The organism is Candidatus Poriferisocius sp. (assembly GCF_965219815.1).
Lineage (GTDB): Bacteria > Actinomycetota > Acidimicrobiia > Acidimicrobiales > Bin134 > Poriferisocius.
Window position 1 is genome coordinate 2,330,737 of the sequence record NZ_OZ244791.1, and the last position, 12,309, is coordinate 2,343,045.

Genomic DNA, 12,309 nt, shown 5'->3' on the forward strand with positions numbered 1-12,309 from the left:
TTGTCAGACTGGAACGATGCAGCTGGCCAAGCACCACGGCTTGGGAAATGACTTTCTGATCGCGTTGGCCGACGCGCTGCCCGCCGACGCCCCCGCGACGGCCGAGGCCGCATGCCACCGCACCCGCGGCGTGGGGGCCGACGGGCTCATCTTCGGCCTGCCCGGCGATGCCGGTGCGGGCACCGATGCAACCATGGTGCTGTTCAACGCCGATGGGACCCGGGCCGAGATGAGCGGCAACGGCATCCGCTGCTTGGCCCAGGCGGTTGTCAGGCGAGACGCCCGCGGCTCCAACCGGGAGCTGTCCATAGGCACCGATGCCGGGATTCGAGCCGTGAGCGTTGAACCCACTGAAGATCCCACCGTGGTCCAGGTTCGAGTCGACATGGGGCTGATCGGCCCCGGCCCCGATCTGGAAGAAGGCGAGGTCGTCCAATACCTCCGCAACCACGGCTTCGCCGATCACTTCTCCTCCGCAGACGTGGGCAATCCCCATCTGGTGGTGGCGGTCCACGACGTGCACCAGATCGATGTGGCCAGGAACGGGTCTGAGCTCTCCCGCCTGGCGGGGGGGATCAATGTGGAGTTCATCGGTGCCGCCGCCGGGGGAATCGAGATGCGAGTGTGGGAACGAGGGGTCGGGGTGACCGAGGCCTGCGGGACCGGAGCATGCGCTGCCGCCCATGCGGCTCACCGCTGGGGTTTGACCGGTACGGTTGTCCAGGTGTCTATGCCCGGTGGCGACGTGACGGTGGAGCTGGGCGAAACCGCGGTTCTGGTCGGGCCCGCGGCTTTCATCGCGGCGGTTGAATATGGCTGACAGCGAGACCCACCGGGGCGGATTCGGCACCCACGGTGGGGAGTCGGGGGCGTTCATCGAGCGGACCTTCCGAGAGAAGATCGTGCTGGTGGGCGTCACTCTCGACGGCGCCGACCCAGCCCGCACCGATGCAGCACTCGACGAATTGGCCCAGCTCATCGACACCGCCGGGGCCGATGAGATGGGTCGCCTGGTCCAACGCCGCCGCGCCCCCGATCCGTCCACCTACATCGGCAAAGGCAAGGTTGACGAGATCCTCGAAGTGTGCGAAGAGGCGGACGCCGACACCGTGGTGTTCGACGACGAGCTGAGCCCGGCCCAGCAGTTCAACCTGGAGAAGATCCTCGGCCGCACTGCCATCGACCGCACCGCGGTGATTCTCGACATCTTCGCCCAGAACGCCAGCAGCCAAGAGGGAAAGGCCCAAGTGGAGCTGGCTCAGCTCCGCTACCGGCTGCCCCGCCTGCGCCGGGGCCGGGCATTCAGCCAGCAAGCCGGTGGGATCGGCACCAGGGGACCGGGAGAAACCCAGCTGGAGGTGGACCGACGGCGCATCCAGCGGCGCATCCACAAGCTGGAGGCCCAACTCCGCGACATCGCCAAGAACCGCAGCGTGCAGAGCCGGAGCCGTCGCCGCTCGGCCCAGAGCACGGTGGCCATCGTGGGCTACACCAACGCGGGCAAGTCCCGGCTGCTCAACTTGCTCACCGACTCCGAAGTGCTGGTGCAAAACCGGCTGTTCGCCACCCTCGACGCCGCCACCCGCCGACTCGAGCTACCGGGCGGGGAGCGGGTGCTGCTCACCGACACCGTCGGATTCATCCAAAAGCTGCCCCACCAACTGGTGGAGGCGTTCCGCTCGACGCTCAATGTGGTTGCTGAGGCCGATCTGCTGCTGCACGTAGTGGACGCCTCCGGACCCGACCCCGACAGCCACATTGCCGCGGTGCGCCAAGTGCTGCGGGAGATCGGCGCGGGTGCGGTCCCCGAGCTGCTGGTGTACAACAAATGCGACCTACTGGCCGGACGGGACATTCCGCTGGGTGCCAACAAGGACGCCATCGTGGTCTCGGCTGCCACCGGCGAGGGGACCGACAAGCTGCTGGCCGCGATGGCCGATGAGCTGCGCTCCAGCGGGCTCATCGTCGAGCTGGTGGTGCCCTACGCCCGAGGCGAGGTGCTGGCTGCGGTTCAGCGGGCCGGCCATGTGCTGACCACTGAGAACGAAGAAGAGGGTTACCGGATCCAGGCTCGCCTCGATGAGGCATCGGCGGCCCGGCTCTCGGAGTGGGTGGTGGGGTAGTGGACGGTTTCGTTCCCCCGCCATACCCCTACGACCGTCTCGATGAGCTGCGATCGGTGGCCGACGGCTTTGACGGCGGCTGCGTGAACTTGTCGGTGGGCGCACCCTCCGATCCGCCCCCGCCGGAGGTGGTGGCTGCGCTCTCGGCCTCCGACAGCGAGCGGGGCTACCCGGCGTCGGTAGGGTCGCCTGCCTACCGGGAGGCCGCGCTGGACTGGCTGGCCCGGCGGTTCGGCATCGACGCCGCCACCGCCGCGGTGGCGGCCTGCGTGGGCACCAAGGAGTTGGTGGCCACCGTGCCCCACTACCTGCGGTTGCGCGATCCCAGTCGCGACACCGTTCTGTACCCGGCGGTCTCCTATCCCACTTACGCCATGGGGGCTGCGCTGGCCGGCTGCCGGGCGGTTCCCGTGCCGCTCGACCACCAGTGGCGTATCGATCTCGACACGGTGGCGCCCGATGACATCGCCCGCTCGCTGTGTTTGTGGGTGAACTCGCCGGGCAACCCCACCGGTGCCATCGACGATCTGGTCGCCGCGGTGGAGTGGGGCCGCCATCACGGTGTACCGGTGCTCAGCGACGAGTGCTACATCGAATTCATCTGGGACGAGGCCGCCCGAACCGCCGAGGCCAGCGTCCTCAGCACGGGACCCGACGGGGTGGTGGCGGTGCACTCGCTGTCCAAGCGGTCGAACCTGGCCGGAATGCGGGCCGGCTTCTACGCTGGCGATCCCGATCTGGTGGGCTATCTGTCGGAGGTCCGCAAGCACGCTGGGATGATGGTCCCCGGCCCGGTGCAGGCCGCCGCAGTGGCGGCATTCGGCGACGACCGCCACGTAGACGCCCAGCGGGACATCTACCGCTCCCGGCTGGCCCGCCTCCGCGATCTCCTGGTGCCCTACGCCTCCGATGTGAGCCTGCCCGGCGGCGGTCTGTACTTGTGGGCGGCGTCGCCCGACGGCGACGGTTGGTCGCTGTCCCGCCGGGTGGCCGAGGAGCTGGGCGCGCTGATCAGCCCCGGCGAGTTCTACGGGCCCCAGGGCGCTGCCTACGCCCGAGTGGCCGCGGTGGCTCCCGATGCTCAAATCGACCTGCTTGAACAGCGAGTGGCCGCCCGGTGCGGCGATACCGTGAGGAAGTGAGCACTGAGATGACCGATCTGCAAGCCCGTATCGAGGCGCTGTGGGCCGACCGGACGCCGATCACCGACGGCGATCCCGAGGCCCGGGCTGCGGTGGAAGAGGCTATTCACCTGCTGGACACCGGCGCGGCCTGGGTGGCCGAGGTGAACGGCCAGGGCGAGGTGGTGGTGAACCAGTGGCTCAAGCAGGCCATCCTGCTGCTGTTCTCCATGGCCGAGATGGAGACCATGGAACTGGGGCCGTTCGAATACGCCGACAAGATCCCCCTCAAGACCGACTATCAGGCTGCCGGCGTTCGGGTGGTGCCGGGGGCGTCGGCCCGCTGGGGCTCGTTCTTGGACCGGGGCGTGATCATGATGCCCAGCTACGTGAACATCGGCGCACGAGTGGGCGCCAACACGATGGTCGACACCTGGGCAACCGTCGGCTCCTGCGCCCAAATCGGGGCCAACGTCCACCTCTCCGGCGGGGTGGGCATCGGCGGGGTGTTGGAGCCTCCTCAGGCCGCCCCGGTCATCGTCGGAGACGACTGCTTGGTAGGCAGCCGTTGCATCGTGGCCGAGGGCGCCCGGCTGGGCGACGGCGTGGTTTTGGGCGCCGGGTGCGTGCTCACCGGCTCGATCCCGGTGATCGACGCGGCCACCGGCGAGGAGTTGGGCCGCGGCTCGGTTCCTGCTTGGTCGGTGGCGGTCTCGGCCACCCGGCCTCGGGAGTTCGGCGGGGGCACCTTCGGCATGCCCTGCGTGCTGGTGATCAAGCATCTTGAGCCCGGCGAGCGCCACGACAAGGCCCAGCTGAACGATGTATTGCGCGAGCATGGCGCAGCCACTTAGGCATGGGTTATCCACAGGCAGGCCTCTTCATCGGGTCCGCGGCTTCCGACACGGCGAAAATCGTTGACGGGGCAGGCCATGAGCGCTGATCTGCTGGCCAAAACAGCCGAGCTGATCGATGTCGCCTCGGTGTCCTACAACGAGGGCGCTATCGCCGGTCTCATCGAGGAGGAGCTGCGGGCGGTGCCCGGCCTCACCGTGGATCGTGTGGGCGACAATGTGGTGGCTCGGACCGATTTGGGCCGACCCCAGCGGGTGCTGATCGGCGGCCACAGCGACACCGTGCCCCCCAACGACAACGCGGTGGCCCGCATCGAGGGCGATGTGGTGTGGGGCCTCGGAGCCGCGGACATGAAGTCGGCGTTGGCGGTGATGCTGGAGTTGGCCGCCGCGGTGGCCGAGCCTGAGGTGGATGTGACGTGGCTGTTCTACGCCCGCGAGGAAGTGAGAGTGGCCGACAGCGGACTGCGGGAGCTGTTCGATGTCCGCCCCGACCTGCTGGCCACCGACGTGGCTCTGCTGGGCGAGCCCACCGGGGGAGCGGTGGAGGCCGGATGCCAGGGATCGATGCGGGCGGTGGTGACGCTGGCCGGCGCCCGAGCCCACACCGCCCGACCCTGGATGGGGGTCAACGCCATCCATCGGCTTGGATCGGTGCTCCAACTGGCCGAGGCATACGAACCCCGCACGCCGGTGATCGACGGCTGCCAATTCCGGGAGTCGCTTCAGGCGGTGGCGGTGGAGGGCGGCGTGGCCGGAAACGTTGTGCCCGACCGGGCCGAGGTGACGCTGGGCTATCGCTACGCTCCCGATCGAAGCCCCGCCGAAGCCGAGGACATTCTGCGAGAGATGTTGGCGCCCGTATTGGGCGATGAAGATGGCTTCGAGGTGACCGAACACGCACCGGCCGCCCCACCGGGGTTGGGCCACCCGGTGCTGCAACGGCTGATCGCCGACAACGATCTGGAGATCAAGTCGAAGCTGGGATGGACCGACGTGGCCTTCTTCGCTGAGCGGGGCATTCCTGCGGCCAACTTCGGGCCCGGAGAATCGACCTTGGCCCACACTGCTGAAGAGCGGGTGGACAGGGCGGCGGTGGAGACCTACCGAAGCGTTCTCGAATCGTTGCTCACCACCGCTTGAAATACGCGGCTGAAATTTGCGAAACCGCAGATAGACAACTGTTTTCCGACTAACTGTCACCGCGGTCTGGACAATGGTCACATGGCTTTACCCATGTTTGATCAACCTATGGCCCAGCCGGCCTTGAAGCCCGCGTTGGTGTTGGTGTCCGACCACTGCCCTGAGCCGCCGGTATCCCGGCGATTGCCGGCCAAGGTGTACTGGTTCCGAAGGGCGCTGGCCGTGTCCGCCTTGTTTCTCGTGCTGTGGGCCAGTTCGTTCCTCGCCGGCAAGCTCCACTGGTCGCTGTCGCCGGAGGCGCCGGCCGCGGGATTGTCCCAGTCAGAACCGGTCTACGTGATCATGGGCGACACCGCTCTGCCGGTCAGTTCCGACGGCCGATAAGCGGTTCGGGAGCGTCAGAACAGAGTCCGGGTCAGTGGGTGAGGTAGCGCAGAAAGAGAGTGTGGTCTTGAGCCGATACCCGATCCAGCCGCAGACGGTCGAACCGGGACGGGGCGCCCCGCGTCATCCGGGATGTGTCACCGCCGGCCAGCGTCGGCGAGATCGTCCAGCACAGCTCGTCCAAGAGCCCGGCGGCCAGAAGCTGCCCGTTGAGGCTGGGACCTCCCTCGGCCAGCACAACATCGGCGCCTGTATGGCCTATCAATCGCAGCACCTCCGCCAAGTCCACTTGATGGTCGCCCACGCGGTGGACTTCCGCGGCCGCCTCGGCTTGGGCCAAACGGTGGGCAGGCGGATCGGCCACGGTGAACAGCATCGGCGGTGGATGGTCGGCGAACAGAGGTGCGGTGAAGTCCAGATCCAGCGAACCGCTCACCACGGCCAGTCGAGGCCGCGGCGACTGGTTTCGATCCATTCGGCTGGCGGCGGCCTCCGGGCTGGTCTTCGGCGGTCCGTAGCCCTCGCGCCGCACGGTCTCGGCCGCCACCAAGATCACGTCGGCCACCGCCCGGAGGGCCGAGAACACCCGCCGGTCCTCGGGACTCGACAACCCCTCCGACACGCCATCGGCCGACGTGGCGCCATCGGCGGAGGTGACCATGTTCAGCATCAGCCAAGGCCGGTTGGAGTGGGGGATGCGGCTGTCGGACGCGTAGACCGAAACCGGGTCAATGTCGGAGACGAACCGAGGAAACAGCTGATGCACCTGCCGCCGACGGTAGCAGGCGGGTCAGTCGGGCATGTTTCCAGATATTCACCTGAAATCCACAGGGAATCCCCCTTATCCTCCTTACCGTCCACAGGCTCCATCATCTACCGTGACGTACTGCTGCGGTGTGAGTGGCCGGAATGGTGGCTGACGCCGACGACCATAGTGGGGTTCAGGCGACTCCTTGAGGGGTCCAGCCCGTTGTTTGGACGGGCTGGCGTGTCCGGTGCAGGCACGTCTCGTGACGAGGCTCTTTTGACCTGGCCGCTCACGCCGCAGCCTCAATCGAGCAAGGATAAAATAGACGCGGTATGCGCCATAAGAGCTGCATCCGTTGAGGAGTGCTGATGGCTCTGGCATCTGACCGCACCAGAATCGGCCTGAGCCGCCATTTCAGCCGCGCCGATTTCCACCCCTACGACGAGGTGGATTGGCATCGCCGCGACGCCCGAATCACCAGCGCAGACGGCGAAGTGGCCTTCGAGCAGACCGATGTGGAGTTCCCGGCCAACTGGTCGGTCAATGCCGGAAATATCGTGGCCCAGAAGTACTTCCGGGGTGGTTTGGGCACTTCGGAGCGGGAAACATCATTGCGACAGGTGATCGACCGGGTGGTCAACACGCTGGTGGCGTGGGGAACCGAGTCGGGGCACCTGGCCGAGCCGGAGGAGGCCGAGGCGTTTGCCGATGAGCTTCGCTGGCTGCTGGTCCGCCAGCGCGCCGCGTTCAACTCGCCGGTGTGGTTCAACCTCGGGGTTCCCGGGGCGGTGCCCCAGTCGTCGGCCTGCTTCATCCTGGCGGTGGACGACACCATGGAGTCGATCCTCGACTGGTACGGGGAGGAGGGGCGGATCTTCAAGGGGGGATCGGGAGCCGGCGTGAACCTGAGCCTCATCCGGTCTCGCCAGGAGAAGATGAGCGGCGGGGGCGCTCCCAGCGGCCCGGTGAGCTTCATGCGAGGCGCGGACGCCTCGGCCGGCACCATCAAGTCGGGGGGAAAGACCCGGCGGGCGGCCAAGATGGTGGTGCTGGACGCCGACCATCCCGACGTGTCCGAGTTCATCTGGTGCAAGGCCATCGAGGAGCGCAAGGCCCGGGCGCTGCGGGATGCCGGCTTCGACATGGACCTCGACGGCGCCGACGTCCACTCCATCCAGTACCAGAACGCCAACAACTCGGTGCGGCTCAGCGACGAGTTCATGGCCGCGGTGACCGAAGACGGGGAGTGGCATCTCACCGCCCGCACCACCGGCGAAGTGCTGGAGACGGTGTCAGCCCGGTCGCTTCTCTCCCAGATAGCCGAGGCCGCCTGGGAGTGCGCCGACCCCGGGGTGCAGTTCGAGACCACCATCAACCGGTGGAACACTGCGGCCGAAACCGGCCGCATCACCGCCAGCAACCCCTGCTCGGAATACCTCCACCTCGACAATTCAGCCTGCAACCTGTCCAGCTTGAACCTGCTGTCGTTCGTCGACGACCACGGCGCGTTCGATGTGGAGGGTTTCAGCTCCGCAGTCCGGGTGATGACCGTCGCCCAGGAGATACTGGTTGGCCCTTCGCACTATCCCACTGAGCAGATCGGGGCCACCACCCGGCGGTTCCGCCAACTGGGCTTGGGCTACGCCAACCTGGGGGCCATGCTCATGGCCTTGGGCTTGGCCTACGACTCCGATGAGGGCCGGGGCTGGGCGGCCTCGGTTACTGCGCTGATGACCGGGGTGGCCTACGAGACCTCAGGGCGAATGGCCGCCCGCCTGGGACCGTTCGAGGGGTTCGCCGAGAACCAGGAGCCCACCCGGCGAGTGCTGCGGATGCACCGAGACGCGCTGAGCCGCCTGGAAGTCGAGCCGGTGCCCCAAGAGGTGCTCGACGCCGCCCGGGCCGCGTGGGACGCCGCGGTGGAGTGGGGGGACACCGCAGGGGTCCGCAACTCGCAGGCCACGGTGCTGGCCCCCACCGGCACCATCTCGTTCATGATGGACTGCGACACCACCGGCATCGAACCCGATTTGGGCCTGGTCAAGACCAAGAAGCTGGTGGGAGGCGGCACCATGCCCATCGTCAACCAGACGGTGGATCGGGCGCTGCATCGTCTGGGCTACAGCCCCGCCCATGTTGCCGACATCGAGGCCCATGTACACGAACGGGGCTCGGTGGTGGGTGCCCCCCATCTCGCCCCAGCCCATCTGCCGGTGTTTGCCTGCTCCATGGGCGACAACGTGATCTCTCCCAGCGGTCACGTGAAGATGATGGCCGCGGTGCAGCCCTGGCTTTCGGGGGGAATCAGCAAGACCGTCAACGTTCCCGAGGAAACCACCGCCGCCGAGATCGAGCAGCTCTTCGTGGATGCCTGGCAGATGGGGGTCAAGGCGCTGGCCGTCTATCGGGACAACTGCAAGCTGGGCCAACCCCTGTCGGTTGCCGATGCCTCGACCACCCAGCCCGATCCGGCTCGGGACCCAGCGGCGACACCGGCGTCGCCGCAGCCTGAGCGCCGTCGGCTGCCCCGGTCCCGCACCAGCCGCACCTTCGAGTTCCGGGTGGCCGACTGCAAGGGATTCGCCACCGTGGGGGAGTACGAGGACGGCAGCCCGGGCGAGATCTTCCTCCGGGTGTCCAAACAGGGCTCCACGCTGTCCGGGGTCATGGACGCCTTCGCCATGGCGGTGAGCCACGGACTGCAATACGGGGTGCCGTTGCGGGCCTACGTGGACGCCTTCACCGGCATGCGGTTCGAACCGGCTGGAATGACCGACGATCACGACATCCGCATCGCCACCAGCCTCATCGACTACCTGTTCCGCCGCCTGGCGGTGGAGTACCTCGACCCCGAGGAGCGGCTCGGTCTGGGCATCTACACCACCGACGAGCGCATCCAGCCCACCCTGCCCGGGGTGGAGGAGCAGGTGCCGGTCACTGTGCCCGGCGACGTCGTGGAACCCGACCCCCCGTCTCCCTTCACCCGCCAGACCCCCCTGGATGCCCACGCCCCGGTCTGCTTCGACTGCGGCGTTCTCATGGTGCGGGCCGGAAGCTGCCACGCCTGCCCCGACTGCGGCTCCACCTCCGGCTGCTCCTGAGCGAGCCTCGGCCCCAGCTTCGGCACAGAAGCATCTCGCGTTGGTAGTTTGACCACGCCTGCCATCGGGTCAGGCGGAGGAGGATCTCATGAGAGCGGCGCTGTTCTTGGACGGTCGGGAAGATCTGGTGGTGGACGAAGTAGACGTTGCCGCTCCGATAGGCAGCGAGGTGCTGATTCAAACCGCGGCGTCGGGGCTGTGCCACAGCGACTTGCACTTCATGGAGACCGAGGGCTGGGTGGTTCCCCGCCCCATCGTGCTCGGCCATGAGGCCGCCGGAGTGGTGGAGGCGGTGGGCCCCGATGTGCGCGAGGTGCAGCCCGGCGACCACGTCATCTGCTGCCTGTCGGTGTTCTGCGGGCGCTGCGACTCATGCCTGAGCGGCCAGCCCTACCTGTGCGTCCAGAGCCGGGTTGATTGTGTCCGCTCTGAGAACGAGCCCGCCCGGCTCAGCCGTGATGGCCAGGAGGTGTTCCAATTCGCCAACCTCTCGTCGTTCGCCGAGCAGATGCTGGTCCACGAGAACGCGGTGGTGAAGGTTCGCGCCGACATGCCGCTGGACCGGGCCGCGCTCATCGGCTGCGGGGTCACTACCGGCACCGGCGCGGTGTTCCGCACCGCCGGGGTGGAGCCCGGCGCCTCGGTGGCGGTGATCGGCTGTGGCGGAGTTGGCATGTCGTCGATCCAAGCCGCCCGCATCTCCGGCGCCACCAAGATCATCGCGGTTGACCTCGAGCCCCGGAAGCTGGACACCGCCCTGCGCCTGGGAGCCACCCACGCGGTCAACCCTGCCGACGGCGACCCGGTAGAGCAGGTATTGGAGTTGACCGGTGGCGGGGTGGACTACTCCTTTGAGGCCATTGGCTTGGCGCTCACCGCGCAGCAGGCGTTCGGGATGATCCGCCGGGGCGGAACGGCCACGGTTATGGGCATGATTCCCCCCGGAACCAAGGTGGAGATTGAGGGCCAGGAGCTGTTCATGTCCGACAAGCGGCTCCAGGGGTCGCTCATGGGGTCGAACGTGTTCCGGGTGGACATGCCCCGCCTCGTCGACCTCTATCTCGATGGCCGCCTCATGCTCGATGAGATGGTGTCGGCCACCATTGGGCTCGATGACGTGAACGACGGCTTCGAAGCCATGAAGGCCGGCGACGTGGTGCGCAGCGTCATCGCCTTCAACTGAGCAAGAGCTGCGGTTAGAGAGGCATCTCCGGTCATGGCTCAGAACAACCTGCGCTGGTGGGACCGTGAAGTGGGCTACGAGGTGTATATCCGCTCGTTCGCCGATGGCAACGGCGACGGGGTGGGGGACTTTCCCGGCCTCACCGAGAAGCTGGACTATCTGGCCTGGCTGGGGGTGGGCATCGTGTGGATCACCCCCTTCTACCCGTCGCCCATGTGCGATTTCGGCTACGACGTGGCCGACTACACCGGCGTCGACCCCCTGTTCGGCACGCTAGAAGACTTCGACGCCTGCATCGCCGAGGCCCATCGGCTGGGACTGCGGGTGCTCATCGACCTGGTTCCCAATCACTCCTCCGACCAGCACCCCTGGTTCCAGGCTTCGAAGTCCGATCCTGATGACCCCAAGCGGGGCTACTACCACTGGCGGGACCCCGCGCTGGGCGGCGGGCCCCCCAACAACTGGATATCGCACTTCGGGGGGCCGGCCTGGACTTTTGACGAGGCCTCTGAGCAGTACTACCTGCACCTGTTCTTGCCCGAGCAGCCCGACTTGAACTGGGCCAACCCCAACCTGGTGCGGGAGTTCGACGATGTGCTCACGTTCTGGCTGGACCGCGACGCGGACGGCTTTCGGGTGGATGTGGCCCATGGCCTGGTCAAGAACATGCTCATGCCCGACAACCCGCAGCGGTTCCCGGTCACCCCGGACATGAGCCCTCGCCAGGCGTTCGGCTGCTACGACCACCGCTACGACCTCGATCAGGCGGGCAACACTGCCATCTACCGCCGCTGGAGGGCCATCGCGGAGCGCTATGACGCTCTGCTTCTGGGGGAGGTCTACCTGAGGGACAACAATCCCAACCAGGTGAGCCGGTATGTGGCCAAACAGGACGGGCTGCACCGGGCCTTCTACTTCGCCCCCATGCACACTCCCTGGGATCCGTCAGCTATGTGGTCCACGTTCCGAGATGCGCTCGACGCCGCCCCCCGGGATTTGTCCTGGGCCATCAGCAGCCACGACGACCCCCGGGCGCCCACCCGGTTGGGCGGCGGCGAGCTGGGCCAGTCGCGGTCGCTGGCCTACTGCGTGCTGCTGTTCGCCCTGCCCGGCCTGCCATTCCTCTACCAGGGCGATGAGCTGGGCCTCGAAGAGGTGGACGTGCCCCTCGACCAGCGCCAAGACCCAGTGGCCGTCCGGAATCAGAACCCCGCCGACGGCCGGGACGGATGCCGCACTCCGATGCCGTGGTCGCGGGGGCCGACGGGCGGGTTCACCGATGGACCCGAGCCGTGGCTTCCCGTCGACAGAGACGATGCCGATACCGTCTCAGCCCAGCGCGACGATCCCAGCTCGGTGCTTTACAAGTATCAGGAGCTTCTCGCGCTGCGCCGCGAGCTCGGCGACCTCCACGCTGGCGAGCTGAAGTGGCTGACCGATCGCTCAGCGCCGGTGATCGGCTTCCGGCGGGGCGACACCGTGTGCGCCCTCAACGTGGGCGATGTCCCCACTGATTTCCGACTGCCGCCGGGGCAGTGGCGACTCGCGTTCTCCTCCCAGCAGGCCGCCGGTGCGGTAATCGATTCGGCTATCGGTCTCGATGCCCCCGAAGGCGTGCTGCTGGTCCGGGTGCCGGAGGCGGCCTGACCGGA

10 protein-coding genes are annotated in these 12,309 nt (G+C 67.4%); 9 read left to right on the forward strand and 1 reads right to left on the reverse strand.

Annotation, left to right across the window (positions count from 1 at the left end; all coding sequences use genetic code 11):
* Window positions 1-16: 16 nt before the first annotated feature.
* From dapF to ACOQPI_RS11200, 6 genes are all read left to right on the forward strand, one after another.
* Complete coding sequence (gene dapF / locus ACOQPI_RS11175; RefSeq protein WP_420619717.1) at window positions 17-820, forward strand: diaminopimelate epimerase; 804 nt, start codon at window positions 17-19, stop codon at window positions 818-820.
* On the forward strand, window positions 813-2,123 hold the full coding sequence (gene hflX, locus ACOQPI_RS11180) for a GTPase HflX (RefSeq protein ID WP_420619718.1): 1,311 nt from the start codon (window positions 813-815) through the stop codon (window positions 2,121-2,123). The genes dapF and hflX overlap by 8 nt, the downstream gene beginning before the upstream one ends.
* Window positions 2,123-3,265, forward strand: a complete 1,143-nt coding sequence (locus tag ACOQPI_RS11185) for an aminotransferase class I/II-fold pyridoxal phosphate-dependent enzyme (protein ID WP_420619719.1) — start codon at window positions 2,123-2,125, stop codon at window positions 3,263-3,265. The genes hflX and ACOQPI_RS11185 overlap by 1 nt, the downstream gene beginning before the upstream one ends.
* 8 nt (window positions 3,266-3,273) lie before the next feature.
* Complete coding sequence (locus ACOQPI_RS11190; protein WP_420621028.1) at window positions 3,274-4,098, forward strand: 2,3,4,5-tetrahydropyridine-2,6-dicarboxylate N-succinyltransferase; 825 nt, start codon at window positions 3,274-3,276, stop codon at window positions 4,096-4,098.
* Between the two features lie 78 nt (window positions 4,099-4,176).
* Window positions 4,177-5,241: a succinyl-diaminopimelate desuccinylase gene (gene dapE / locus ACOQPI_RS11195; RefSeq protein ID WP_420619720.1), complete on the forward strand. Its 1,065-nt coding sequence runs from the start codon at window positions 4,177-4,179 to the stop codon at window positions 5,239-5,241.
* A 93-nt stretch (window positions 5,242-5,334) separates the two neighbouring features.
* A complete protein-coding gene (locus tag ACOQPI_RS11200; protein ID WP_420619721.1) occupies window positions 5,335-5,625 on the forward strand; it encodes a hypothetical protein in 291 nt (96 codons plus the stop codon).
* 31 nt (window positions 5,626-5,656) lie between these two features.
* Here ACOQPI_RS11200 and ACOQPI_RS11205 read toward each other — a convergent pair whose 3' ends face one another.
* On the reverse strand, window positions 5,657-6,391 hold the full coding sequence (locus tag ACOQPI_RS11205) for a dihydrofolate reductase family protein (protein WP_420619722.1): 735 nt from the start codon (window positions 6,389-6,391) through the stop codon (window positions 5,657-5,659).
* 350 nt (window positions 6,392-6,741) lie between these two features.
* Here ACOQPI_RS11205 and ACOQPI_RS11210 point away from each other — a divergent pair, with 350 nt between their 5' ends.
* The 3 genes from ACOQPI_RS11210 to ACOQPI_RS11220 all read left to right on the forward strand — a co-directional run bounded on the left by ACOQPI_RS11210 (window position 6,742) and on the right by ACOQPI_RS11220 (window position 12,304).
* Window positions 6,742-9,474, forward strand: coding sequence for a vitamin B12-dependent ribonucleotide reductase (locus tag ACOQPI_RS11210; protein ID WP_420619723.1), 2,733 nt, complete (start codon window positions 6,742-6,744; stop codon window positions 9,472-9,474).
* An 88-nt stretch (window positions 9,475-9,562) separates the two neighbouring features.
* A complete protein-coding gene (locus ACOQPI_RS11215; protein WP_420619724.1) occupies window positions 9,563-10,657 on the forward strand; it encodes a Zn-dependent alcohol dehydrogenase in 1,095 nt (364 codons plus the stop codon).
* 33 nt (window positions 10,658-10,690) lie between these two features.
* Window positions 10,691-12,304, forward strand: a complete 1,614-nt coding sequence (locus ACOQPI_RS11220; RefSeq protein WP_420619725.1) for an alpha-amylase family glycosyl hydrolase — start codon at window positions 10,691-10,693, stop codon at window positions 12,302-12,304.
* Window positions 12,305-12,309: the final 5 nt, after the last annotated feature.